Below are 25,865 nucleotides of genomic sequence, written 5' to 3'. Positions count from 1 at the left end.
GAAGCCGAGCGGGGGAGGGGGACGCGGCATGCGCCTGCGACCCGTCGAGTGGGTGTTGCGGGCCGTCGTCACGGTCCACATGGTGGCGGTCTTCGCACAACCGGTCTTCGCCGGCGTGTACTTGAGCGGGGACTTCGACGGCCTCGGCCTGCACGCGACCGGCGCGGACGTCGTCACCTCGCTCTGTCTGCTCCAGCTGGGCGTGGCGATCGGCGGGTGGGTGCGACTGCGCCGCGCCTGGCCCTGCCTGGTCACGCTGGCGCTCGCGGTCGCCGAGACCGTGCAGTACTTCGCCGGGACGGCGGGCGCGCTGTGGCTGCACATCCCGCTCGGGGTGTTCACGATCGCGGCCGTGGCCGTGCTGTTCGTGGCGATCTGGGCCCGGCCGGTGGCCCGGTCCGTGGGGAAGGCGGCCGTCGATGCGTGAACCGTCGCCGTACGGACGCGGGTTGAGCAGACGCCAGATCCTGGCCATCGGGGGCGCGCTCGGCGCGACGGCGGTCACCGGCCTGGGCGCCGCGGCCGGGCTGTCCCGCCGCCCGGCGGCCACCGGCGCCGAACTGCGCAGCGCCGTACCGCTGCCGCCGCCGTTCCGGGTCCCGCTGCCGCTGCCCGCCGTCCTCGCACCGGTCGGTCGCGCGGGCGGGACAGACCGTTACGCGATCACGCAGCGCGCGGTCACGGCGGAGATCCTGCCGGGCGTACGGACCCCGCTGTGGACGTACGACGGGACCTTCCCGGGCCCGACGATCGAGTCCCGGCGCGGCCGGCCGGTCACCGTGACCCACCGCAACGAGCTGCCCGTGCCGACCGTCGTGCATCTGCACGGCGGGCGCACCCCGGCGGAGTCGGACGGCTATCCGACGGACCTGGTGACGCCGGAGGGCTGGCGCCCAACAGGTCACGGCGGCACGTCAGGGCATGGCGGAGGCACGGGCATGCACGACCCGCGCGCGGTGACGACGGAGCTGACCCGGGACTACACCTTCCCGCTGGACCAGCGCCCGGCGCTGCTCTGGTACCACGACCACCGCATGGACTTCACCGCTCCCGCGATCTGGCGGGGCCTGGCCGGGCTGCACATCGTCCGCGACGCCGCCGAGGAGGCCCTCGGGCTGCCCGCGGGCCACCGCGAACTGCCCCTGATGGTCGCGGACCGCGCCTTCGCGGCGGACGGCAGCCTGGCCTACCCCTCCCTGGACCCGACGCTGCGCGAGCACCCCGGCGTGCCCGAGCCGTACCTCGCCGGTGTGCTCGGCGACGTCATCCTGGTCAACGGCGCGCCGTGGCCGGTGCACGAGGTGGACGCGGCGCGGTACCGGCTGCGGCTGCTCAACGCGTCGAACGCACGGCACTACGAGTTCGCGTTCGTCGACGAGGGCGACGGCCGACAGTGGGAGTTCCACCAGATCGGCGCCGACCAGGGCCTGCTCGCCGCCCCCGTCGCCCACCGCACCCTGCCGGTCGCCCCGGCCGAACGCTACGACCTGGTCGTGGACTTCTCCCGCTTCCCGGTCGGCACCCGCGTCCGTCTGGTCAACCGCCTGGGCTCCGGGCGCACCCGGGACGTCATGGCCTTCCACGTCGTCCGCAAGGCGGCGGACGACAGCCGTGTGCCGCGCGTCCTCTCCACCGACCTGCCCGCCTGGCGCCGCGAGGACGCGGTCCGCGTCCGCGACTTCTCCTTCCGCGCCGGCCGCATGGGCGAGGACGACACCCACGGCTGGCTGATCGGCGGCCTCCCCTTCGACCCCACCCGCACCGACGTCACCGTCCGCCACGGTGACACCGAGGTCTGGCGCCTCGTCGCGGACGTCCACCACCCCGTCCACCTCCACCTCACCGGCTTCCGCGTCCTCTCCCGCGGCGGCCGGCCCCCTCACCCGCACGACGCGGGCCTCAAGGACACGATCTCCCTCCGCCCCGGCGAATCCGCCGAACTCCTCACCCGCTTCGACGCCTACCGCGGCCGCTACCTCTTCCACTGCCACAACGCGGAACACGAGGACATGGGCATGATGGCGAACCTGGAGGTCGTCTAAGACTTGTCCCGTAAAGAGCTTTGAGTCAGCGGGGCCGTGATCGGCTACCGCCCGCTCTGCTCGCGGTGGCGGCCAGTGCCTCGGGGCCGTGCCAGGCAAGGGCCTTCATCTGCCGCATGGGAGACCCGTACCGCGCCTCGAAGGCGGCGGTCTCGTCGGCGGGACACCATCACTTACGGGACAGCCCTTAGCAGGACAACCCCCTGTTGCTGCTGTGGCGTCGTGGACCGGTCTGCCTTTTACTTGTAGACATACGGAGAGTGGCCGGCGCCAGGCCTGGCACTGGTCGATCCATCCACCAGACCAGGGGCGCATTCGATAGGCCGACCCGAGCGCCCGCTCAACCTCACTGGTGTTCCGATCGAGCACTTTCATCCATCAGATGCGTCAGCTCCGCGAGCACGTCGGCCATTTCGATTCCCGCCAGGTGGCCCAGCTCGCGTATTACCGCGGTAGGTGAGCTTATGCTGAAGCTTCGAACATGGGGCACGGCCGTGCTCGTGCTATCGACAGGTGCCCTGGCCCTCATTGTTCCTGACCGTACGCCGGCCGCCACCTCAGACGCCAACCTGTCGACTGCGGTCTATCTGTCTGATGGTTCTCGGTTTCCGGGGTGGACGCAGTGGAGTGACCGGGATGGTGGGTGGATTGACGGTACTCCGTGGGTTGCGGGGGATTTCAATGGGGATGGGAAGGCTGATCTTGCCACTGTCTGGAACAATGGCGGCTCGAACACGATAACGGTGAGTGTGTCGACCGGTTCGGGTTTCAGGCGTAGTCATTGGGCCACGAACGCGGGTGGCTGGGTGGGTACGACCAAGTGGGCCGCCGGGGACTTCAATGGTGATGGGAAGAGTGATATCGCCGCGTCCTGGAACAACGGCGGTAACCTGTCGACTGCGGTCTATCTGTCTGATGGTTCTCGGTTTCCGGGGTGGACGCAGTGGAGTGACCGGGATGGTGGGTGGATTGACGGTACTCCGTGGGTTGCGGGGGATTTCAATGGGGATGGGAAGGCTGATCTTGCCACTGTCTGGAACAATGGCGGCTCGAACACGATAACGGTGAGTGTGTCGACCGGTTCGGGTTTCAGGCGTAGTCATTGGGCCACCAACGCAGGTGGCTGGATGGATAACACCAAGTGGGCCGCCGGGGACTTCAACAGCGACGGGAAGAGCGACGTCGCCGCGTCCTGGGCCAACGGCGACACGTCTGGGCCGGGAGATTGCCAGAAGGCGGAAGAGCGGTACGCCGGCTATGTCGACAAGGTTCCTCAGACCGACGCCGAGGTCGTCAACGCCGAGCACGCGCTGCTCTACCTCGTCAACGTGGAGCGCTCGCAGCGTGGTCTGGCCCCGCTCTGCTTCAACGGACACCTCTCCCCCGCGGCGCGGGCGCACTCCGAGGACTGGGCGACCGCCCCGGATCGAAGCTGCCCGCCCAATCCGAACTGGTTCGGATGCGGTCACTGGGACTCCCGAGCGGGATACGCCTGGCCAGAAGACCGCATCGCCAAGTCGGGCTACGGCGCGTTCAACGCGATGAGCGAGAACACCCAGTACGGCGGAGGGCGGAGCGACGGCACGAATGTCGTGCCTGCAGGATGGACCTGGGGCACCCCCAAGGCCGCCGTCTACTGGTGGATGAATCACGACCCCCAGAACAACTACGCCGACAACGGACACCGCAGAGCCATCCTCGACCCTCGATTCGAAGACGCAGGCCCCGGTGTCGGCCGCTACACCGATCGCTTCGGCAACCGCGCCGCGACCTTCACGTTGATGTTCGGCGTCCGCTGACCCCAGCGCGCGCAACGCCGGATCGGCCATGGCGACCTCCGTAGGTCGCCATGGCCGACTTTCGCCCGTCGGACCGATGCCGAGTGGGACCGCGCAACCCCCCGTCCCTCGTTCGGGTCACAGCGCCCCACTCGCCGGACAAACCCCGGCAATCCCCGGCAGCCTGTCGTCCATGCGTGCCGCACCCCTCGCCGGTGGCCCCCAGGGGGCCGATGCTCTGCGTCCACTGCTCGATGTCGTGCTGCGGGCGCTGCACGACGGCGCCGTCGAGCGGGGCGGGCCGTTGCCGGGGGGCGGGCCCGGGGAGGTGAGGCGGCGGCTGCGGGAGGTGCTCGGGGCGGCGGTGCCGGAGCAGGGCACCGGGGCCGACGAGGCGCTGCGGACGGTGGTCCGGGCGGTCGCCGCGGGGGCGGCCGATCCCGCCGAGCCGTTGTGCGCGGCGCATCTGCACACACCGCCGCTCGCGCTCGCCGTGGCCGCCGATCTCGCGGCCTCCGCGCTGAACCCGTCGATGGACTCGTGGGACCAGGCGCCGGCCGCGTCCGAACTGGAGGCCGTCGTGACGGCCGCGCTCGCGGCCGAGGTGTTCCCGGGGGCGGCCGGGCCCGACGCGCTGGTCACCACCGGCGGCACCGAGTCCAACCAGCTCGCCCTCCTCCTCGCCCGCGAGCGCCACGGCACCGTCCAGGCGGTCGTCGGGGCCCACGCGCACCACTCCTTCCACCGCGCCGCCTGGCTGCTCGGCCTGCCCGAACCCGTCGTCGTGCCCGCGCCGAACGGCACGATCGACCCGGCCGCCCTCGACGAGGCGCTGCGCGACACCCCCGGCCCCCTCCTCGTCGCCGCCACCGCCGGCACCACCGACGCCGGGCTGATCGACCCGCTCCCCGCGATCGCCGACCGGTGCGCGGCGCACGGGAACGCCGACCTCCACGTCGACGCGGCCTACGGCGGCCCCGCGCTCTTCAGCGCCGCCCACCGCCCGCTGCTCGCCGGGCTCGACCGGGCCCGCACGGTCACCGTGGACCTGCACAAGCTGGGCTGGCAGCCGGCCGCCGCGGGGCTGCTCGCCGTACGGGACGCCGCCGACCTCGCCGTACTCACGCACACCGCGGACTATCTGAACGCCGACGACGACACCGACGCCGGCCTGCCCGACCTCCTCGGGCGCTCGCTGCGCACCACCCGCCGGCCGGACGTCCTGAAGACCGCCGTGACGCTGCGCGCCCTCGGCCGCGACGGCCTCGGGGCGCTCGTCGACGCGTGCATGGAGCGCGCCGCGCACCTCGCCGACCTGGTGGAGAAGTCGCCGGGCCTGGAGCTGTATGCCCGCCCCACCCTCACCACCGTCCTGTTCCGGCCGTACGACGCCGACGACGAGACCGTGGCCGCGATCCGCCGCACCCTCCTCGCCGAGGGCCGCGCCGTCCTCGGGCGCGCCGCCGCGGACGGGCGGCTGTGGCTCAAGGCCACCCTGCTCAACCCCCACGCCACCCCCGGCGACCTCCAGCAGGTCCTCACCCTCGTGAACGCCCTCGTGAACACCCTCGTGGAAGGCAGCAGCCACCGATGACCGGCAGCACCCCCCAGCCCGCCCCCGACCGTCCCTACGACCTGGTCGGCGTCGGCATCGGTCCGTTCAACCTCTCGCTCGCCGCCCTCGCCGACGGCGTGCCCGGCGGTCTCGCCGCCGCCTTCTACGAGCAGCGCCCCGACTTCCGCTGGCACCCCGGGCTGCTCATCGAGGGCGCCACGCTCCAGGTGCCGTTCCTGGCCGACCTGGTGACCCTCGCCGACCCGGCCAGCCCGTGGAGCTTCCTCAACTACCTGAAGAGCCGCGACCGGCTCTTCCCCTTCTACTTCGCCGAGACCTTCCACATCCAGCGCGCCGAGTACGACGCCTACTGCCGCTGGGCCGCCGGCCTGGTGCCCGGGCTGCACTTCGGCCACCAGGTCGACTCGGTCCGCTGGAACCCCGAACGGCGCCTGTTCGAGGTCGACTTCACCCAGCTCGACGCCGACGGCGAGGCCGAGGCGCTGGGCCGCTCGTACACCCGCAACGTCGTCCTCGGCGTCGGCACCGAGCCGTACGTCCCCGAGCCGCTGCGCCCGCTCGCCGACGCGCCCGGCGTGCCGGTGATCCACTCCGCGGACTACCTCGCCCACCGCGAGGCGCTGCTGTCCGCCGGTCACGTCACCGTCATCGGCTCCGGCCAGTCCGGCGCGGAGATCTTCCTCGACCTGCTGCGGGCCCGGCCCGCCGGGGCGGAGAAGCTGCACTGGATGGCCCGCACCGAGGCGTTCCGCCCGATGGAGTACTCGAAGCTGGGCCTGGAGCACTTCACGCCCGACTACACCCGCTACTTCCACGCCCTGCCCGAGCAGGTCCGGTCCGAACTCCTGCCCCGGCAGAGTCAGTTGCACAAGGCCATCGACACCGAGACGATCAGCGCCATCCACGCCGAGCTCTACCGCCGCACCCTGCACGGCGGCTGGCCGGACGCGGTGCTCACGCCCGGCGTCCGGGTCCGCACCGCGGGCCGGATCGCCACCACCAAGGTGGAGCTGCACCTGGAACACGTACAGCAGGGCAGCCGCTCCCGTCTGGTCACCGACGCCGTGGTGCTCGCCACCGGCTACCAGGAGCGTCCGGTGGACCGGATGCTGGCCGGACTCGACCCGTATCTGCGGCACGACGCGGCCGGCCGGGCCCGGATCGACACCGACTACCGGCTCGTCCTCGACGAGTCCGTCACCGGCTCGGTCTACGTGCAGAACGCCGAGCGGCACACCCACGGCGTCGGCGCCCCCGACCTGGGCCTCGCGGCCTGGCGCAGCGCCGTCATCCTCAACTCGGTGACCGGCACGGAGCCGTACCCGCTGCCGCGCCGCACCGCCTTCACCAGCTTCGGCCTGGACGCGCGAGAGGCGCCCGGCATTCCGGCCCAGGACCGGAAGCTGACGCCTCTCGTACAGCAGTAGAACGCGGTCAGAAGACCGGGACTGGAAGCCCGGGACTAGAAGACCGGGACGCCGTCCCGCGTCAGCTTCCAGCCCACCGACGCGAACTGCGCCGGGTCGACCGTCCCCTTGGCCTGCACCCACTGGATGATCGTGTTGCGGATCTCGTCCGAGTTGGCCCACAGCTTCGGAGCGGCGGCGACGTGCGGGAACGCACCGCCGCCGTTCGCCCGGTAGTTGTTGACCGCGAACACGAACTGCGCCGCCGGGTCGATCGGCTTCCCCTCGAAGGACAGGTTCACGATCCGCGCACCGGCCGGCTTCGCGATGTCGATCTCGTACGTCAGACCCGACACCGCGTCGTAGTTGTAGTCCGGGGTGGCGTTCGCGTTGGTCAGCTTCGCGGTGTCCACCGGCGCGTCCGCCGGCGTCTGCACGTAGTACCGCGCCGAGTACTCCAGGTAGTCCTTCAGCTGGGCACCCGTCATCAGGCGGGCCTCCAGGGTGTTCTCGAAGACGTAGAGACCGGCCGCGTCCCGGATGGTCACCTGACCGGCCGGGATCCTCGCCGTACGGGAGAAGCAGGAGGCCTGCGAGACCACCGGCAGGTTCCCGTACTGGCCGCCCGCGAGGGCCGCCCTCACCGTCTCGGCCTGCACGACGTTGATCAGGTCGATGATCGGCTCGTCCTTCCACGGCGCGTCGGCCGTGGTCATGGCGGCGGTGCAGGTGCCGATGACCTGGTTGACGTACTCCACGACCTTCTTGTGCTCGTCGGAGAGCAGCGCCGTGATCTCCGGGTCCTCGGCCACCGCGTTCGAGTTGAGGACCTGCGCGCCGACCTTCTCGACGGTCCAGCGGCCCTTCACCCACACGAGGTCGAAGTCGAAGAGGGTCAGACGCTGACCCCACTTGAGCGGCTCGGACAGCACCACGTCCTTGCCGGTCTCCTTGTTCGTGACCTTGTACTCGGGGATCTCGGTGTGCGCGTGGCCCACGAGGATCGCGTCGATGCCGGGCACCTGCTCGGCGACGAGCCCGGCCGCGTTCTCGATGTACGGCAGCTGGTCACCGTACGAGGAGAGGCCGCTGGAGCCCGAGTGCGCGGAGACGATCACCACGTCGGCACCCATCGACCGCAGCTTCGGCACCCACTTCGCCGCCTGCTCCTCCAGGCCGGGGAAGACCATCTGGCCGGTGACGTTGGCCTTGTCCCAGATGGCGATGCCCGGGTTCGTCAGGCCGAGCACGGCGACCTTCACGTCCCGGCCGTGCGGGGTGCGCAGACAGTGCATGCTGTACGGCGGGAAGGCCGGGCGCAGCGTCTTCGCGTCGAGCGCGTTGGCGCCGAGCAGCGGGAAGTCGCACTGGTCCTGGAACTTGCGGAGCACCGGGATGCCGTAGTTGAACTCGTGGTTGCCGAGCGCGGCGGCGTCGTAGCCGATGGCGTTCATCGCCTGGGCCATCGGGTGGACCGGGCCGCCGGCCTTCGTGATCGGGTCGACCTTGGCGTAGTAGTACGACAGCTGGGTGCCCTGGATGGTGTCGCCGGCGTCGATGAGCAGGGTGTTGCCCTCGCCCTTCGCGGCGCGCACCTGGTTCACCAGGGTGGAGATCTTGGCGAGGCCGACGTCGTTGTGGGCCTTGTCGTCGAACTCCTTGTCGGTGAAGTAGTCCCAGTTGAAGACGTTCCCGTGCAGGTCGGTGGTGCCCATCACGGTGAAGGAGTACCGCTTGGCCGGCCGGGGACGGGTGCCCCCGTGGGCCTCGGCCGGGGCCGCGACCCCGGCGGTGAGGGCGATTCCGGCTCCGACGGCGGCGGAGCTCTCCAAGAAGGCCCGGCGGTTCAGCGGCATGTGTGTCTCCCCATTGATCCAGCGCCCCCCAAGGGCGCACAACGCGCGTAGATTCTGGCCCAGACCGCACCGTCGCAACAGACCTTTCGGGTTACGGAGTGGGAAAGTGTTCGGTATGACACAGCAGCCCCCGGCCCTGGGACACCCCCCGACCCCCGAGGCGCCCCAGGTGACCGTCCGCGGCGAGGGCCGCCTGGAGGTGGAGCCGGAGCTCGCCCGGATCGACGTGTCGGTACGTTCCGGGGGCACCGACCGGGCCTCGGTGCTGACCGCCCTGACGGACCGTAACGCCGAGGCGCTCGCCCTGGTGAAGTCGTACGGCGAGGCCGTCACCGCGCTGGAGACCGGCGCCCTGTCCGTGACCCCCGAACCGGCCCGGCACGGCCGCGGCGAGCGGGTGCGCGGCTACCGCGGCTGGGTGCGTCTTTCGGCCGAGGTCACGGACTTCACGGCGCTCGGCGAGCTGACCACCCGCCTCGCCGACCTGGAGTGGACCCGGGTCGACGGCCCGTGGTGGGCGCTGCGCCCGGACTCCCCGGCGTACGCGGAGGCGCGCCGGCAGGCCGTACGGGAGGCGGTGCGCCGGGGCCGGGAGTACGCGGAGGCGCTCGGCGCCTCGCTGGTGGCCCTGCTCGAACTCTCCGACACCGGACTGGCCGGCGCCGTGCCGCCGGGGCGGCCGCTCGGTGCGTCACGGATGGCCTTCGCGGCCGAGTCGGTGGACGAACCGGCGCCGCTGGACCTGGAGCCGCAGCGTCAGACGGTGGTGGCGGAGGTCGCCGCGCGCTTCGTGATCAGCCCGCCGGAACTCTGAGGAGCTCTGAAAGGGGCCGGAATTCCGCTCATCGGAGCAGCCCCGCGCACAAATTCAAGACTTGTCAACAACCTTTCACGGAAAGGTTGTTGGGTCGTCATGCGCAGCTGCTTCGCTACCCACTGGTAAGGCCTACTCTCGCCTTATGCGCCGAGCAAAAATCGTTTGTACCCTTGGGCCCGCCACCGAAACATACGACCAGATCAAGGCGTTGATCGCGGCCGGAATGGACGTGGCCCGCCTCAACCTCAGCCACGGCGGTCACGCCGAGCACGAGGAGCGCTACCGGCACGTCCGCAAGGCGGCCGACGAGGCCGGCCGCAGCGTCGGCATCCTCGCCGACCTTCAAGGCCCGAAGATCCGCCTCGGCCGATTCCGCGAGGGTCCCGTACTCCTTGAACGCGGCGACGAGTTCACCATCACCGTGGAGCCGATGGAGGGCGACCAGCACTGCTGTGGCACCACCTACTCCGGGCTCGCCGAGGACGTCACCGCCGGTGAGCGCATCCTCGTCGACGACGGCCGGGTGACCCTGGAGGTCACCTCCGTCGACGGCCCCCGGGTGCACACCCGGGTCGTCGAGGGCGGCATGGTCTCCGACAACAAGGGCCTCAACCTGCCCGGCGTCGCCGTGTCCGTGCCCGCCCTGTCCGAGAAGGACGTCGAGGACCTGCGCTGGGCCCTGCGCACCGGGGCCGACGTCATCGCCCTCTCCTTCGTCCGCAGCGGCCGGGACGTCGAGGACGTGCACCGGATCATGGACGAGGAGGGCCGCCGGGTCCCCGTCATCGCCAAGATCGAGAAGCCGCAGGCCGTCGAGAACATCGACGAGATCGTCGCCGCGTTCGACGGCATCATGGTCGCGCGCGGCGACCTGGGCGTCGAAATGCCCCTGGAGCAGGTGCCGATCGTCCAGAAGCGGGCGATCAAACTCGCCAAGCGCAACGCCAAGCCGGTCATCGTCGCCACCCAGATGCTCGACTCGATGATCGAGAACTCCCGCCCCACCCGCGCCGAGGCCTCCGACGTCGCCAACGCCGTCATCGACGGCACCGACGCCGTGATGCTCTCCGGCGAGACCAGCGTCGGCAAGTACCCGATCGAGACCGTGCGCACCATGAGCCGGATCGTCGAGGCCGCCGAGGAGGACATCCTCGCCAAGGGCCTGCCGCCGCTGACCGAGCGCAGCAAGCCCCGCACCCAGGGCGGCGCGGTGGCCCGGGCCGCCGCCGAGATCGGCGACTTCCTCGGGGCGCGGTTCCTGGTCGCCTTCACCCAGTCCGGCGACACGGTCAAGCGTCTGTCGCGCTACCGCTCGCCGATCCCGCTGCTCGCCTTCACGCCCGACCCGGAGACCCGCGCCCAGCTCAACCTGACCTGGGGCGTGGAGACCTTCCTCGGCCCGCACGTCGAGTCGACCGACGCCATGGTGGCCCAGGTCGACGAGGAACTGCTGCGGATCGGGCGCTGCCGCAAGGGTGACATCGTGGTCATCACGGCCGGCTCGCCGCCCGGCGTCCCCGGCTCGACCAACCTGGTCCGGGTGCACCACATCGGGGATCCCGTCGGAGACCCGGCGGGAGACCCGGTCGCGAACTGATCGGCGAACGGGTGACCTTGGAAATCTCGTTAATGTACCCCGGGTGGGATTCGAACCCACGCTGGATGGTGTTTGAGACCATTGCCTCTACCGCTGGGCTACCGGGGCATCCTTCGAAACGAAGGGGGGCGGTCACCCGCCGTGCCCCTACCTTACAGGAGGTGGGTAGGCTCATGGGGAGCTGTATCCGCCTCGCTTCCGGAGGGAACGAGGCCCTGAACGAGGAGCCCGCGTGACCGCCCCCGAGTCGCCCCAGCCCGCCTCCGACGACGACGCCGCGCCGGCGTCGCACGTCCCGCCGCTGACGACCCGTGTCGTCATCGCCGAGGACGAGGCCCTCATCCGTCTCGACCTCAAGGAGATGCTCGAGGAGGAGGGCTACACCGTCGTCGGCGAGGCCGGCGACGGCGCCCGGGCCGTCGAACTGGCCCGCGAGCACCGCCCCGACCTGGTCATCCTCGATGTGAAGATGCCGGTCCTCGACGGCATCTCGGCGGCCGAGAAGATCGCGGGCGAGTCCATCGCCCCGGTCCTCATGCTCACCGCCTTCTCGCAGCGCGAGCTCGTCGAGCGGGCCCGGGACGCCGGCGCCATGGCGTACCTGGTGAAGCCGTTCAGCAAGAGCGACGTCGTGCCGGCCATCGAGATGGCCGTCTCCCGCTTCGCCGAGCTGCGCGCCCTGGAGAAGGAGGTCGCCGACCTCTCCCAGCGCCTGGAGACCCGTAAGCTCGTCGACCGCGCCAAGTCGATCCTGCAGACGCAGTACGGGCTGACCGAGCCGGCCGCGTTCCGCTGGATCCAGAAGACCTCCATGGACCGCCGCATGTCGATGCAGCAGGTCGCCGAGGCGGTCATCGAGGACGCCGAGGAGAAGAAGGCCGCGAAGGCCAAGGAGCAGTAGGCGGTACGGACGCGAGTCGTCCGCACGTCGTACGCACGAGGAAGGCCCGCCCCACATCGTCGTGGGGCGGGCCTTCCGTCTGGGGTGGTGCCTACTCCTCGCCGAGGTACGTCTTGCGCACGTCGTCGTTCACGAGCAGCTCCTGACCGGTGCCGGACAGCTTGATGTTGCCGACCTCCAGCACGTACGCCTGGTCCGCGAGCGAGAGCGCGGCCTGCGCGTTCTGCTCGATGAGCAGGATCGTCATGCCCTCGGACTTCAGCGTCGCGATGGTCTCCATGATCTTCTGCATCATGATCGGGGAGAGACCCATCGAGGGCTCGTCCAGCATCAGCAGCTTGGGCTGGGACATCAGCGCCCTGCCCATCGCCAGCATCTGCTGCTCACCGCCGGAGAGGGTGCCCGCGGCCTGCTTGCGACGCTCACCCAGGATCGGGAAGAGGTCGTAGGCCTTCTGGACGTCCTTCTCGATGCCGTCCTTGTCCTTGCGGAGGAAGGCACCGAGCTGGAGGTTCTCGGCGATGGTGAGCCGGGGGAAGATGTGCCGGCCCTCGGGGGAGTGGGCCAGGCCCAGCGAGACCACCTTGTGGGCGGGGACGCCGTTGAGCGGCTGCCCGTCGAAGGTGATCTTGCCCGCGGTGGGCTTGAGGAGGCCCGAGAGGGTGCGCAGGGTCGTGGTCTTGCCGGCGCCGTTGGTGCCGATCAGGGCGACGACCTGGCCCTCCTCGACGGAGAAGGAGATGCCCTTGACGGCCTCGATCTTGCCGTAGGCGACCCTGAGGTCCTCGACCTCGAGCAGAGCGGTCACTTGGAGTCTCCTTCGGTGGTGCTGTCCGCGTCGGCGGCCGGAGCCGCGTCCTCGGGGGTGTCGCCCGCGTCCTCGTCCGCGTCGGCGGCCGGGGACGCGTCGTCGGCAGGCGCCTCGGCCGGCTCCTCGGGCGCGGCGTCCTCGGCGGCTTCCTCCGCCGCCTCCTCGGCCGCGTGGGCCTCGGCCGCCTCGACCTCGGCGACCTCCGCCGCGCCCGGGGCGTCCTCGTACGGCGTACCGAGGTACGCGGCCACGACCCGCTCGTCGCCCTGGACGACCTCGGCCGTGCCCTCGACGAGCTTCTCGCCCTGGACGAGGACGGCCACCCGGTCGCACAGCTTGAAGATGAACTTCATGTCGTGCTCGATGACCAGGACCGCGATGCCGCGGTCGCGGATCGCGAACACGAGCTCCTCGGTGGTGCGGGTCTCGGCCTGGTTCATGCCGGCGGTCGGCTCGTCGAGCAGCAGCAGACCCGGGTCGCTCGCAAGGGCGCGGGCGATCTCCAGCTTGCGCTGCTCGCCGTACGGCAGATTGCGCGCCAGGTGCTCCGCCTTGTTCGCCAGGCCCACGAACTCCAGGAGTTCCATGGCCCGTTCACGGGAGGCGGCCTCCGCCTTCTTGAAGCCGGGGCCGCGCAGCAGCGCGGACCACAGGCCCTCCTTGGTCCGGGTGTGGCGTCCGACGAGGACGTTCTCCAGGACCGTCATGTTGGAGAAGAGGCGGATGTTCTGGAAGGTACGGGCGATGCCGGCCTGGGTGACCAGGTGCGGCTTCGGCGGGAGCACCGTCCCCTTGTAGCTGACCTGGCCCTCGGTGGGCACGTATAGACCGGTCAGGCAGTTGAAGAAGGTGGTCTTGCCGGCGCCGTTGGGGCCGATCAGGCCGACGATCTCGCCCTCGCGGACGGTCAGGTCCACGTCGCGGACGGCGGTCAGACCGCCGAAGCGCATGGTCACGCCGCTGGCCTGGAGGACCGTGGCGGCGGTGGCCGTCGCCGTGGTGCCGGTCTCGGTGGTGGTCGTCATGGCGTTCACGCCCCTGCCTTCGCCGCACCGGCGCCGGACGTCGCGTCCGCGTCCGCTTCCGCGGACTGACGCTGCTCCGGTACGCCGGCCTCGTCGTCGTTCTCGTGGAATTCCAGCCGCGCCCGCTTGTTGGCGATGAGGCCCTCGGGGCGGAAGCGCATCAGCAGGATCAGCGCGATGCCGAAGCCGAGCAGCTGGTAGTCCTGGAGGAAGGACAGCTTGGCCGGGATCAGGAAGAGCAGCGCCGAGCCGACGATGGGACCGGAGATGGTGCCCATGCCGCCGAGGATGACCGCCGCCAGGAGGAAGGCGGAGTTCGGCGGGACGGGACCGGCGAACACGTAGTTCTCCGGGACCACCGTGGTGTTGACGTGGGCCTGCACGGTGCCCGCGAGGCCGGCCAGGGCGGCGCCGAGGGCGAAGGCGACGAGCTTCACGCGGAAGCCGTTGATGCCCATCGCGGTGGCGGCGGTCTCGTCCTCGCGGATCGCGACCCAGGCGCGGCCGATCCGGCTGTTGCCGGCGCGGGAGAAGACGACCACGACCAGCGCCATGATCAGGATCATGAGCAGGTAGTAGTTGGCGTACGCGCCGAGCGTGATGCCCAGGATCGTGTGCGGCTCGCCGAAGTTGTAGCCGAAGAACTCCAGCTGCGGGATGTTCGGGATGCCGTTCGGGCCGTTGGTGATCTTCGGGCCCGAGGTGCCGTCCAGGTTGCCCATGGCGATGCGGAAGATCTCACCGAAGCCGAGGGTCACGATGGCCAGGTAGTCGCCGCGCAGCCGCAGGGTCGGCGCGCCGATGACGACGCCGAAGACCAGCGAGGCCGCCATGCCGGTGAGCGCCGCGGCCCAGAAGGGGAACTGGACGCCGAAGGCGGAGGAGGTGGCTCCGGAGACCAGTGCGGCGGTGTACGCGCCGACGCCGAGGAAGGCGACGTAACCGAGGTCGAGCAGACCGGCGAGGCCGACCACGATGTTCAGGCCGAGGGCGACGGTCGCGAAGATCAGGATGTTGACCGCGATCAGCGTGTACGTGTCGCCGCTCTGCTGGATGAACGGGAAGGCGATCGCCATGACGAGGCTGGCGGTGATCGTCACCTGACGGTTGCGCGCGGTGATCTGCGAGAGGCGGGCGGTGAGCCCGGACTTGATCAGCGCGGTGACGGAGAAGCCGACCAGGATCAGGTACGCGATGAAGAGCTGCGGCTCCGAGTCGTCGGTGTCGATGCCGAAGGTGACCACGAAGAGGCCCAGGGCGAAGACGGCGACGATGATCAGGACCTCGGCCCAGGACGCCAGCTGCTTGGCCGGGGCGGCCTTGCGGGTGTCGTCGGGCAGCTTGTACGCGGCGATCGCCGGGACGGCGGCGGCGACGACGGCGAAGCCGGCACCGGGCTCCAGGTCCACCAGGGCGCCCAGCTCCACGATGATCGAGATCGCGGTGAAGAGGGTGGTGGCGAAGGTGCCCAGGGCCAGGATCCACAGCGGCTTGCGGGCGCCGGTGGGGGTGAGCCAGCCGAGACCCTTGATGCCGAGCGCGGAGAGCGCGTACAGGCCGGTGAGGACGGCTCCGACCAGCGTGAGGAGCTGGAGCGGGGCGGGGTTGCCGTAGATCGTGAGGTTGCCCGGGAACAGGGTCGTCCACGTCCAGGCGAGGAAGGCGCTGGCGACGGTCGCGACCGAGCCGGCGACGATCGTCCAGAGCAGGGCCGCGGGCGTGGCCGGGGCCTTGGCGACCGTCTGGTCGAGAGTGGTGTCGGTCATGGTGCTCACGCCCTGTCCGCGACGCGCTCGCCCAGCAGGCCCTGTGGCCTGACGAGCAGTACGAGGATGAGGAGGACGAAGGCCCACACGTTGGACCAGGCACCGCCGCCGAGCTGCTGCATGCCGGGGATGTCCTGGATGTAGGCGATCGAGAGGGCCTCGGCGATGCCGAGGACCACGCCGCCGACCATGGCGCCGTAGATGTTGCCGATGCCGCCGAGGACGGCCGCGGTGAAGGCCTTGAGGCCGAGGATGAAGCCCATCTCGAAGTTGATCTGGCCCTTGTCGAGGCCGTAGGCGACCGCGGCGACGGCGGCGAACGCGGCACCGATGGCGAAGGCCATGACGATGATGCGGTCGGTGTTGATGCCCATCAGCTTCGCGGTGTCGGGGTCCTGCGCGGTGGCCTGCATGGCGCGGCCGCTGCGGCTCTTCGAGACGAAGACGCCGAGGGCGAGCATGCACAGCGGGGCGAGGACGAGCACGAAGGCGTCGGCGCGCTGGATCTGGAGGCTCTCGGTGATCTGGAAGGCCTCGCCCTTGAACTCGGGGAAGCTGACGGCCTTCTTGGCGTCCGGGTAGAACTGCCAGACCAGCTGCTGGAGGGCGATCGACAGACCGATCGCGGTGATGAGCGGGGCGAGCCGGGGCGCGTTGCGCAGCGGTCGGTAGGCGAACCGCTCGGCGGCGGTGGCGACGGCCACGGAGGCGATCGCGCCACCGAGGATCATGAGCGGGATCGCCACCAGAAGGGACGTTCCGCTCGGCAGAGCGGTGTAGGTGGTGAGGGCGCCGAAGCCCCCGATCATGAAGATCTCGCCGTGGGCGAAGTTGATGAGCTGGACGATGCCGTAGACCATGGTGTACCCGATGGCGATGAGGCCGTAGAGGGCACCGAGGGCCAGACCGTTGGCCAGCTGTTGCGGCAGTTCGTGCACCGCAGGCCTCCGATGAGCTTGTCGGATAAGACTCCGCGCGAGGGCGCTGTTTGCGCCCTCGCGCGGTCGTGGTTCAGGTCGTGCGGGGCTCCCGGAGCGAGGCCGGGACGGTGGTGCTTACTGGTTGAAGGTGTCGCTCTTGACGTCGACCCACTTGCCGCCCTCGACCTTGTAGACCGTGAGCTGCTTGTTGGTGGTGTCGCCGTACTCGTCGAAGGAGACCTTGCCGGTCACACCGTCGAAGGAGACCTTGCCCAGGGCCTCGGTGACCTTGGCGCGGGCGTCGGTCGGGACCTTGCCGCCGTTGGCGGCGACGACGGCCTTGACGGCCTGGATGATCGCCCAGCCGGCGTCGTAGGAGTAGCCGCCGTAGGCCGCGTACGGGTCCTTGTAACCGGCCGCCTGGTAGTCCGCGATGAACTTCTTGGCGGTGTCGAGCTTCTCGACCGGGTAGCCGATCGAGGTGGCCAGGTCGCCCTCGTTGGCCTCGCCGGAGGCGCTGATGAAGGCCGGGTCGTAGATGCCGTCGCCGCCCATGACCGGGACCTTGGCGCCGGTCTTCTTGATCTGGTCGGAGAGCAGGCCGCCCTCGGGGTACTGGCCGCCGAAGTAGACGGAGTCGGCGCCGGAGGCCTTGACCTTGTCGGCGGTGGAGGAGAAGTCGGTCTCCTTCACGGTGACGTGGTCGGTCTCGACGACCTGGCCGCCGAGGCGCTTGAACTCGTCGGAGAAGATCGTCGCGAGGCCGGCACCGTAGGTCTGCTTGTCGTCGACGACGAAGACCTTCTTCTTGCCCGCGTCCTTGAAGAGGTACTGGGCGGCGAACTTGCCCTGGACCACGTCGGTGGCGGCGGTACGGAAGTAGGTCTTGAAGGGACGCTTGAAGTCGCCCTTGCCCCAGTTGTCGCCCTGGGAGAGGGACGGGTTGGTGTTGGCCGGGGAGACCTGCGCCAGGTTGGCGGCGGCGAAGACACCCTGCATCTGCTGGGAGACGCCCGAGTTCAGCGGGCCGACGACGCCGACGACGTCCTTGTTGCCGACCAGCTTGGTGGCGTTGGCCTGGCCGGAGGCCGGGACCGCCTGGTCGTCGAGGGCCTCGATCTTGAAGGTGACGCCGGGGACTTCCTTGTTCTTGTTGGCGGTCTGCACCGCCAGGTCCACGGAGTTCTTGATGCCCTGGCCCAGCGCGGAGAGCGAGCCGGTGAGCGGCGCGTCGACGCCGATGACCACGGTGGTGCCGCCGCCGGCGCTGTCGCCGCCGCCCTTGCCCTCGTCGCGCGAACCGCAGGCGGTGAGGGTGAGCGCACCCGTGGTGAGAACGCTGGTCAGGATGAGCAAAGAACGGTGTCGCACGAAGGTTTTCCTTTCCCTGGCGCGGCCCCCTCGAGCTGAGGCGGTGCCGTGAAGCTGTGGAGCTGGGGAGCTGAGAGGTGCCGTTTTCGATGCCGGGCCGTACGGGGTGAAGCGGGGCCGTGCAGAGCAAGCGCCCGGCGGCGCGGTGACTGGCCGTGACTCTAAGCGCAGCCGGGGAAAGTCCGGGAGCGCCGACGGGATGATGTGACTGTCTTGTTATGCCGACAGGGGGAACCGGTGTGCAGGCCATGGGCAAACTGGGGCATAACGGTCAGCAATGTGGTGTTCACATGCTGAGAACGCCCAGAGAACGCCTAGTTCTGCTAAGGCGCTTGAATGGTTGATGGTCCTGACAAGATCATTCGGCGACTCTCCGGATATCGGACACCCGCTCTGAGCTGAGCGGACGGAGTGGCTGAGCGGAGCGCTCCGCTCCGTCGCCGGTGCCACCGCGCGGGAATGTCACGCAGAGTCACGACAGGGGTGGGTGGGTACCGCTGGCGGGTACGCGCTGTTCGCTGGGCGGGCGCCAGTTCTCCGAACTGCCCGTCGCGCCCTTCGCCGCCTCGCACCTCCGCCGGGTCTCGCGCTCGGTCAGCGCGAACGCCGCAGCGCGTCCCGCCCGCCGCTCCTCGGCGCGCGCCGCGGTCAGCACCTCGTCGTGGATCTCGTACTGCTCGTTCGACATCCCCTTCTGCTCCCAGTCGAGCCCTGCCCACTTGCTGCCGTTCAGTGCCTCTTTCACCCAGTACGACACGAGACTTGTGCAGACGTCCGCCGGGGAACTCGCGGTCGGCTCCGGGTCGGCGGACCGCTCGGGCGCCCGCCCGCAGCCCGCCGGCAGGGCCAGTACGCAGCCGGCCAGGGCCGCGGCGAGCGCGGCCCCGGCCGGGTGGGAGCGGTGACGGGTCACGGCAGTTGGACGTACGGCTTCAGGAAGTCGCGGGCACCGGGGGTGTCCAGGCGGTACACCACGTTCGTGGCGTAGCAGGGGGTGTCGCCGGTGATGGTGGTGGCCACCAGGGTGAGCCGGCCGCCCAGCGTCGCGAAGTTCGGTCCGCCCGAATCCCCGTAGCAGGCACCGCCGTTGCCCTGCGGCGCGGTCATGCCGAGCCGGATCCACGCGTCGTTCAGCGCGTCGAACGAGACCGGCGCCTTCATCCGGACGCCGCCGCCCGGGTGGGTCTGGCCGCCCGGCCCGCGCCGGGCCTCCTGGGTGCCGTAGCCCGCCACGAGGAAGGAGGTGTCGTTCAGTCCCTGCGGGCCGAGCGCGCTCAGCGCGCCCGCCTCCGGCAGCGCCGCGGGCTTGAAGCTCCAGCGCTCCGCGATCTTGGCCGCGGGCAGTTCGATCACCGAGATGTCATGGGTGTCGGCCGCCGGGCCCGGGTAGGCCGGGTGACTGTGCGCGACGCCCTCGACGGCGACGGCACGCGCCACGGCCGTCGGGTCGCCCGGATGAGCGGCGGCGGCCGCGTCCAGACCGGCCTGCACGTCCTGGTCGAGCGAGACGTAGAAACGCACGTTCTCCGGCCAGTCGGTCGTGCAGTGCGCCGCGGTGAGGAAGGTGTCGGCGTCGATCATGGTCCCGGAACAGACCCAGTCGACCCGGTCGGGCGTGCTCGGGTCGGCGTCGTTGTCCCAGGTCGCGACCAGCGCGCCGACCTCGGTGCGCTCGGGCGCGGGAGTCGCGTTGTACGAGTTGATCGCTGCGGACGGGATCGCGGTGGCGAGAACGGCAGCGCAGGCCGCGGCGGACACGGCGGTCGCCACGGTCGTGGTGCGTACGGCGGTCAAGAAGAACCCCTTGGTCGTTGAACTCAGGCGTGAGCGAACTCGGTGTGAGCGGATCGGGCTTCTCCTGTGGGGGAGACCGGCCAGTGAAGCCGCTGCAGCGCGCGAGGGCAAGAGGGCGCGGGGATACGGGAGTTGGCGCGCGACCGGAGCGGGAACGCACCGCGGCCCGGTACGGGAGGTTCCGTACCGGGCCGCGGGGGAGCGGGGGCGCCGCTCGGGCGTCGCCCGAGGGATCGGGTCGGACGTGGGCCGAGGGGTCGGCTCAGGCGCCGGCGCCGTCCAGTCGGCCGGCCGCCGGGAGGTGCTGCGCGTCCTGACCGCCGATCTCCTTGAGCATGCAGGTCAGCCGCGCCGTGCAGACCCGCTTGTCCTGCTCGTCCGTGATCACGATCTCGTACGTCGCGGTCGAACGGCCCCGGTGCACCGGCGTCGCCACACCGGTCACCAGACCGCTGCGCACCCCCCGGTGATGCGTGCAGTTCAGATCCACGCCCACGGCGATCCGGGACACCCCGCCGTGCAGCATCGAACCGATCGAGCCCAGGGTCTCGGCGAGCACCGCGGAGGCGCCGCCGTGCAGCAGCCCGTACGGCTGGGTGTTGCCCTCCACCGGCATCGTGCCGACCACCCGGTCCGCCGAGGCCTCCACGATCTGTACGCCCATCCGGTTGCCCAGGTGCCCGGCCGAGAACAGCGCCGGCAGGTCCACGCCCAGCGAGGCGTACTCGTCGATGACCTCCTGCGGGAACTTCACGTGCTGCTGCTCACCCATGGACGGGCTCCGTTCGTCGTCGTACGGCCGGTCTTCCGCTACTGCCTGAGCAAACGCTTAGGCGGTTGCGGATTCTTCCAGACGCACGATCACGGACTTGCTCGCGGGGGTGTTGCTGACATCGGCCGTCGACTCCAGCGGCACCAGCACGTTCGTCTCCGGGTAGTACGCCGCGGCGCAGCCCCGGGCCGTCGGATAGTGCACCACCCGGAAGCCGGGCGCCCGCCGCTCGCTGCCGTCCGTCCACTCGCTCACCAGATCCGCGTACGCCCCGTCCGCGAAGCCCAGCGCCGCCGCGTCCTCCGGGTGCACGAGGACCACCCGGCGGCCGCCCGTGATGCCTCGGTAACGATCGTCCAGCCCGTAGATCGTGGTGTTGTACTGGTCGTGCGAGCGCAGTGTCTGCAGCAGCAGCCGGCCCTCCGGCACCGCCGGGTACTCCACGGGCGCCGCCGTGAAGTTCGCCTTCCCGGTCGCCGTCGGGAAGCGGCGCTCGTCGCGCGGCGCGTGCGGCAGCGCGAAACCGCCCGGGTTCGCCGCGAGCTTCGCGTTGAAGTCCTCGAAGCCGGGGATCACCCGGGCGATCCGGTCGCGGATCGCCGCGTAGTCCGCCTCGAAGTCCTCCCACGGCGTCGCCGAGGCCCCGCCGAGCACCGCCCGGGCCATCCGCGCCACGATCGCCGGCTCGGACAGCAGGTGCGGGCTCGCCTGCGGCAGGTTGCCGCGCGAGGCGTGCACCAGACCCATCGAGTCCTCGACCGTCACGAACTGGCGGCCGCCCTTCTGCACGTCCCTGTCCGTGCGGCCCAGCGTCGGCAGGATCAGCGCGCGGGTGCCGGTCACCGCGTGCGAACGGTTCAGCTTCGTCGACACATGGACCGTCAGGCGGGCCTTCCGCATCGCCGCCTCGGTGACCTCGGTGTCCGGGGTCGCCCCGACGAAGTTGCCGCCCATCGCGAAGAACACCTTCGCGTCGCCGTCGCGCAGCGCCGCGATGGCCCGCACCACGTCATAGCCGTGATGGCGCGGCGAGACGATCCCGAACTCCTTGTCCAGGGCGTCCAGGAAGGCCGCGGCCGGCCGCTCGAAGATGCCCATGGTGCGGTCGCCCTGCACATTGGAGTGACCGCGCACCGGGCACACGCCCGCGCCCGGCCGCCCGATGTTCCCCCGCAGCAGCAGGAAGTTCACGACCTCGCGGATCGTCGGCACCGAGTGCTTGTGCTGGGTCAGTCCCATCGCCCAGCAGACGATGGTCCGCTCCGAGGCCAGCACCATCTCCAGGGCCTGCTCGATCTGCGCCCGGGACAGGCCGGTCGCCGCCAGCGTCTCGTCCCAGTCGGCGGCCTCCGCGGCCGCCGCGAACTCCTCGTGACCATGCGTGTGCGCGGCGACGAACTCCTCGTCCACCGCCCCCGGCGTCGTGAGGATCAGCTTGTTGAGCAGCCGGAACAGCGCCTGGTCGCCGCCGATCCGGATCTGCAGGAAGAGATCGGTGAGCGCGGCGCCCCGGAGCATGCCCTGCGGCGTCTGCGGGTTCTTGAACCGCTCCAGACCCGCCTCCGGCAGCGGGTTCACCGAGATGATCTTCGCGCCGGCCGCCTTCGCCTTCTCCAGGGCCGACAGCATCCGCGGATGGTTCGTCCCCGGGTTCTGCCCGGCGACCACGATCAGATCCGCCCGGTGCAGGTCCTCCAGGGACACGCTGCCCTTGCCGATGCCGATCGTCTCGACCAGCGCCGAGCCCGAGGACTCGTGGCACATGTTGGAGCAGTCCGGCAGATTGTTCGTACCGAACTCGCGGGCGAAGAGCTGCAGCAGGAACGCCGCCTCGTTGCTGGTCCGGCCCGAGGTGTAGAAGAGCGCCTCGTCCGGCGAGGACAGCGCCGTCAGCTCCTCCGCGATGATCGCGAAGGCCCGCTCCCAGCTCACCGCCTCGTAGCGGTCGGCACCCTCCGGCAGATACATGGGATGCGTGATCCGGCCCTGCTGACCCAGCCAGTAACCACTGCGCTCCGCCAGGTCGGCCACCGGATGCGCGGCGAAGAACGCGGGCGTCACCCGGCGCAGCGTCGCCTCCTCGGCGACCGCCTTCGCCCCGTTCTCGCAGAACTCCGCCACATGCCGCTTGTCGCCCTCCGGCCAGGCACAGCCCGGACAGTCGAAGCCGTCCTTCTGGTTGACCTTGAGGAGCGTGCGCGCGGTGCGCCGCACGCCCATCTGCGCTTGGGCGATCCGCAGCGTGTGGGCGACGGCGGGCAACCCGGCCGCCGCGTGCTGCGGCGCCGCGACCTGCGGCGCGTCCTGGACCGGGTCCCCGGCGGGCGGCTTGCTGACCATCGCGCTCTCCCTTGAGCGAAGCAAAGCTGTCGTACGACCCGATCCTGTCACGCACCCCTGACATCGGACCATGCGCGGTCGGTCGCGAAGGGAGCCGAGTCGCGTGGAGTCGCGGTGGAGCAGCGGTGGACGGGAATGTCGGTCGCGCGTGGCAGGATCGTCCCGTGGCCGAGACAGCAGCGAAGAAGACCGATATGACCGAAGAGAACCGCCCGCGCCTGCTCCTCATGGACGGGCACTCCCTGGCGTACCGGGCGTTCTTCGCACTGCCCGCGGAGAACTTCACCACCGCGACCGGGCAGCCGACGAACGCGATCTACGGATTCGCCTCCATGCTGGCGAACACGCTCCGCGACGAGGCGCCCACGCACTTCGCCGTCGCCTTCGACGTGTCCCGCAAGACCTGGCGCTCCGACGAGTTCCCCGAGTACAAGGCGAACCGCTCCAAGACCCCCGACGAGTTCAAGGGACAGGTCGAGCTGATCGGCGAGCTGCTCGACGCCATGCACGCGCCGCGCTTCGCCGTCGAGGGCTTCGAGGCCGACGACGTCATCGCCACCCTCGCCACCCAGGCCGAGGCCGAGGGCTTCGAGGTCCTCATCGTCACCGGCGACCGGGACTCCTTCCAGCTCGTCACCGAGCACACCACCGTCCTCTACCCCACGAAGGGCGTCTCCGAGCTGACCCGCTTCACCCCGGAGAAGGTCCAGGAGAAGTACGGGCTCTCGCCCTCGCAGTACCCCGACTTCGCGGCCCTGCGCGGCGACCCGTCCGACAACCTGCCCGGCATTCCGGGCGTCGGCGAGAAGACCGCGGCGAAGTGGATCAACCAGTTCGGCTCCTTCGCCGAACTCGTGGACCGCGCCGACGAGGTCAAGGGCAAGGCAGGCCAGAACTTCCGTGACCACCTGGAGTCGGTGAAGCTCAACCGGCGCCTCACCGAGATGGTCCGCGACGTCGAGCTGCCGAAGACCGTGCCGGACCTGGCCCGCGAGCCGTACGACCGGACGGCCGTCGCCCTCGTCCTCGACACCCTGGAGATCCGCAACCCCTCGCTGCGCGAGCGGCTCCTCGCCGTCGACCCCGGCGCCGCCGAGGAGACCGCCCCCGCGCCGGCCCCCGGCGTCGAGCTCGACTTCACCGTCCTCGGCTCCGGCGAGCTCGCCGGCTGGCTCGCCGAGCACGGCGGACAGCCGCTCGGCATCGCCACCGTCGACAGCTGGGCCCTCGGCACCGGCAGCGTCACCGAGGTCGCCCTCGCCGCGGCAGGCGGCGCCGCCGCCTGGTTCGACCCGACCGAGCTCGACGAGGCCGACGAGAAGGCCTGGTCCGACTGGATCGCCGACCCCGAGCGCCCGAAGACCATGCACAACGCCAAGGGCGCCATGCGGGTCTTTCCCGAGCACGGCTGGAGCGTCGCCGGCGTCACCATGGACACCGCGCTCGCCGCCTACCTGGTCAAGCCCGGCCGCCGCTCCTTCGCGCTGGACGCCCTGTCCCTCGAATACCTCGGGCGTGAGCTCGCCCCCGCCGCGGCCGCCGACGGCCAGCTCGCCTTCGGCGCCGACGACACCGCCGAGGCCGAGGCCCTGATGAGCCAGGCCCGCGCCGTCCTCGACCTCGGCACCGCCTTCGAGGAGAAGCTCGCCGAGGTCGGCGCCAAGGACCTGCTCCACCAGGTCGAGCTGCCCACCTCCGTGCTCCTCGCCCGTCTGGAGCGGCACGGCATCGCCGCCGACCGGGACCACCTGGAGGCCCTGGAGCAGCAGTTCGCGGGCGCCGTGCAGCAGGCCGTGAAGGAGGCGCACGCCTCCGTCGGCCACGAGTTCAACCTCGGCTCGCCCAAGCAGCTCCAGGAGGTCTTCTTCGGCGAGCTCAACCTGCCGAAGACCAAGAAGACCAAGACCGGATACACCACGGACGCCGACGCGCTCGCCTGGCTCGCCGGCCAGACCGAGCACGAGCTCCCGGTCATCATGCTGCGCCACCGCGAGCAGGCCCGGCTGCGCTCCACCGTCGAGGGTCTGATCAAGACCGTCGCGGCGGACGACCGCATCCACACCACCTTCAGCCAGACCGTCGCCGCGACCGGCCGTCTGTCCTCCACCGACCCCAACCTGCAGAACGTGCCGGTACGGACCGACGAGGGCCGCGCCATCCGCCACGGCTTCGTCGTCGGCGAGGGCTTCGAGGCCCTGATGACCGCCGACTACAGTCAGATCGAACTGCGCGTCATGGCCCACCTCTCCGAGGACGAGGGCCTGATCGAGGCCTTCGCCTCCGGCGAGGACCTGCACACCACGGTCGCCTCGCAGGTCTTCGGCGTCGAGCGGTCCGCCGTCGACGCCGAGATGCGCCGCAAGATCAAGGCCATGTCGTACGGCCTGGCGTACGGGCTCTCCGCCTTCGGGCTCTCCCAGCAGCTGAACATCGACCCGGCCGAGGCGCGTGGCCTGATGGACACCTACTTCGAGCGCTTCGGCGGCGTCCGCGACTATCTCCGCCGCGTCGTCGACGAGGCCCGCGCCACCGGCTACACCGAGACCATGCTCGGCCGCCGCCGCTACCTCCCGGACCTCAACAGCGACAACCGTCAGCGCCGCGAGGCCGCCGAACGCATGGCCCTCAACGCCCCGATCCAGGGCACCGCCGCCGACATCGTCAAGGTCGCCATGCTCGACGTCGACCAGGCCCTGACCGAGTCCGGCCTCGCCTCCCGCATGCTCCTCCAGGTCCACGACGAAATCGTCCTCGAACTCGCCCCCGGCGAGCGCACCCAGGTCGAATCCCTCGTCCGCGACCGCATGTCCAACGCGGTCTCCCTGCGGGCCCCGCTGGACGTCTCGGTGGGCGTGGGCCAGAACTGGGACGAAGCGGCGCACTGACGGCGGGGCACCGCCCCGCGCATGGGCGCCGCCGGTTGCGCCCCACGCCGTGTGGGCATTCGTCCCGCTGGGGCGTGGGGGTCCCCCCAGGGCGAAGCCCTAGGGGGAGGGTGGGCACGCGGGACGGCGCCCATGCGGGCGCGTTCCGCACCTGCGCCTGGACCCGCACCGGGAGCGCGGCGGGCTCGTGCCGGAGGTTCAGGCGCGG

The 25,865-nt window shown here is 70.6% G+C and carries 19 protein-coding genes and 1 tRNA gene; 9 read left to right on the top strand and 11 right to left on the bottom strand.

All coding sequences use genetic code 11. The annotated features are described in order from the left end of the window. The first annotated feature begins 28 nt into the window (after positions 1-28). The 5 genes from AB0M18_RS10470 to AB0M18_RS10450 all read left to right on the top strand — a co-directional run bounded on the left by AB0M18_RS10470 (position 29) and on the right by AB0M18_RS10450 (position 6,823). Entirely contained in the window at positions 29-427 is a 399-nt protein-coding gene (locus AB0M18_RS10470) for a hypothetical protein (RefSeq protein ID WP_365756435.1), read from the top strand. A gap of 22 nt (positions 428-449) precedes the next feature. Then, positions 450-2,042 carry a multicopper oxidase domain-containing protein gene (locus AB0M18_RS10465; RefSeq protein ID WP_365756434.1) on the top strand — a complete coding sequence of 531 codons (1,593 nt, stop codon included), beginning with the start codon at positions 450-452 and terminating at the stop codon, positions 2,040-2,042. A 464-nt stretch (positions 2,043-2,506) separates the two neighbouring features. Next, positions 2,507-3,841, top strand: coding sequence for an FG-GAP-like repeat-containing protein (locus tag AB0M18_RS10460; protein ID WP_365756433.1), 1,335 nt, complete (start codon positions 2,507-2,509; stop codon positions 3,839-3,841). Positions 3,842-4,013: 172 nt separating this feature from the next. Beyond that, on the top strand, positions 4,014-5,414 hold the full coding sequence (locus AB0M18_RS10455; RefSeq protein ID WP_365756432.1) for an aminotransferase class V-fold PLP-dependent enzyme: 1,401 nt from the start codon (positions 4,014-4,016) through the stop codon (positions 5,412-5,414). Beyond that, positions 5,411-6,823 carry a SidA/IucD/PvdA family monooxygenase gene (locus tag AB0M18_RS10450; protein WP_365756431.1) on the top strand — a complete coding sequence of 471 codons (1,413 nt, stop codon included), beginning with the start codon at positions 5,411-5,413 and terminating at the stop codon, positions 6,821-6,823. The genes AB0M18_RS10455 and AB0M18_RS10450 overlap by 4 nt, the downstream gene beginning before the upstream one ends. A gap of 35 nt (positions 6,824-6,858) precedes the next feature. On the opposite strand, the gene AB0M18_RS10445 is transcribed toward AB0M18_RS10450, so the two are convergent. Beyond that, positions 6,859-8,658 (bottom strand): 5'-nucleotidase C-terminal domain-containing protein, encoded by a 1,800-nt coding sequence (locus AB0M18_RS10445; RefSeq protein ID WP_365756430.1) that lies wholly within the window; start codon positions 8,656-8,658, stop codon positions 6,859-6,861. A gap of 115 nt (positions 8,659-8,773) precedes the next feature. On the opposite strand from AB0M18_RS10445, the gene AB0M18_RS10440 reads away from it, so the two are divergent. Together AB0M18_RS10440 and pyk are read left to right on the top strand one after the other, a co-directional pair. After that, a complete protein-coding gene (locus AB0M18_RS10440) occupies positions 8,774-9,472 on the top strand; it encodes an SIMPL domain-containing protein (protein WP_365756429.1) in 699 nt (232 codons plus the stop codon). Positions 9,473-9,617: 145 nt separating this feature from the next. After that, positions 9,618-11,072, top strand: a complete 1,455-nt coding sequence (gene pyk, locus AB0M18_RS10435) for a pyruvate kinase (protein ID WP_365756428.1) — start codon at positions 9,618-9,620, stop codon at positions 11,070-11,072. Positions 11,073-11,107: 35 nt separating this feature from the next. Here pyk and AB0M18_RS10430 read toward each other — a convergent pair. Further along, positions 11,108-11,180: transfer RNA gene (locus AB0M18_RS10430), tRNA-Leu, on the bottom strand. 124 nt (positions 11,181-11,304) lie between these two features. On the opposite strand from AB0M18_RS10430, the gene AB0M18_RS10425 reads away from it, so the two are divergent. Further along, positions 11,305-11,973, top strand: a complete 669-nt coding sequence (locus tag AB0M18_RS10425; protein ID WP_365756427.1) for a response regulator — start codon at positions 11,305-11,307, stop codon at positions 11,971-11,973. Between the two features lie 91 nt (positions 11,974-12,064). On the opposite strand, the gene AB0M18_RS10420 is transcribed toward AB0M18_RS10425, so the two are convergent. The 9 genes from AB0M18_RS10420 to AB0M18_RS10380 all read right to left on the bottom strand — a co-directional run bounded on the left by AB0M18_RS10420 (position 12,065) and on the right by AB0M18_RS10380 (position 22,772). Next, on the bottom strand, positions 12,065-12,781 hold the full coding sequence (locus tag AB0M18_RS10420; protein WP_365756426.1) for an ABC transporter ATP-binding protein: 717 nt from the start codon (positions 12,779-12,781) through the stop codon (positions 12,065-12,067). Continuing rightward, entirely contained in the window at positions 12,778-13,809 is a 1,032-nt protein-coding gene (locus tag AB0M18_RS10415) for an ABC transporter ATP-binding protein (protein WP_365756425.1), read from the bottom strand. Before AB0M18_RS10415 ends, AB0M18_RS10420 begins: the two co-directional genes overlap by 4 nt. Positions 13,810-13,814: 5 nt before the next feature. Next, positions 13,815-15,575 carry a branched-chain amino acid ABC transporter permease gene (locus AB0M18_RS10410; protein ID WP_365756424.1) on the bottom strand — a complete coding sequence of 587 codons (1,761 nt, stop codon included), beginning with the start codon at positions 15,573-15,575 and terminating at the stop codon, positions 13,815-13,817. 5 nt (positions 15,576-15,580) lie between these two features. After that, positions 15,581-16,513 carry a branched-chain amino acid ABC transporter permease gene (locus AB0M18_RS10405; RefSeq protein WP_365756423.1) on the bottom strand — a complete coding sequence of 311 codons (933 nt, stop codon included), beginning with the start codon at positions 16,511-16,513 and terminating at the stop codon, positions 15,581-15,583. Positions 16,514-16,630: 117 nt separating this feature from the next. Beyond that, positions 16,631-17,866 carry a branched-chain amino acid ABC transporter substrate-binding protein gene (locus AB0M18_RS10400; protein WP_365756422.1) on the bottom strand — a complete coding sequence of 412 codons (1,236 nt, stop codon included), beginning with the start codon at positions 17,864-17,866 and terminating at the stop codon, positions 16,631-16,633. A gap of 472 nt (positions 17,867-18,338) precedes the next feature. Next, positions 18,339-18,779: a hypothetical protein gene (locus AB0M18_RS10395; protein ID WP_365756421.1), complete on the bottom strand. Its 441-nt coding sequence runs from the start codon at positions 18,777-18,779 to the stop codon at positions 18,339-18,341. Beyond that, a complete protein-coding gene (locus AB0M18_RS10390) occupies positions 18,776-19,660 on the bottom strand; it encodes a trypsin-like serine protease (RefSeq protein WP_365756420.1) in 885 nt (294 codons plus the stop codon). Before AB0M18_RS10390 ends, AB0M18_RS10395 begins: the two co-directional genes overlap by 4 nt. A 262-nt stretch (positions 19,661-19,922) precedes the next feature. Continuing rightward, positions 19,923-20,432: a hotdog fold thioesterase gene (locus AB0M18_RS10385; protein ID WP_365756419.1), complete on the bottom strand. Its 510-nt coding sequence runs from the start codon at positions 20,430-20,432 to the stop codon at positions 19,923-19,925. Positions 20,433-20,489: 57 nt separating this feature from the next. Continuing rightward, positions 20,490-22,772, bottom strand: a complete 2,283-nt coding sequence (locus AB0M18_RS10380) for an FdhF/YdeP family oxidoreductase (RefSeq protein ID WP_365756418.1) — start codon at positions 22,770-22,772, stop codon at positions 20,490-20,492. A gap of 164 nt (positions 22,773-22,936) precedes the next feature. Between AB0M18_RS10380 and polA the strand changes: the two genes are divergently transcribed. Beyond that, a complete protein-coding gene (gene polA / locus AB0M18_RS10375) occupies positions 22,937-25,657 on the top strand; it encodes a DNA polymerase I (protein WP_365756417.1) in 2,721 nt (906 codons plus the stop codon). Positions 25,658-25,865 lie beyond the last annotated feature (208 nt).

Source organism: Streptomyces sp. NPDC051909 (assembly GCF_040681095.1).
In the GTDB taxonomy this organism is placed as follows: domain Bacteria; phylum Actinomycetota; class Actinomycetes; order Streptomycetales; family Streptomycetaceae; genus Streptomyces.
The sequence above is the reverse complement of the archived record's forward strand: the minus strand, read 5'-3'. Positions and strand labels throughout refer to the sequence as shown.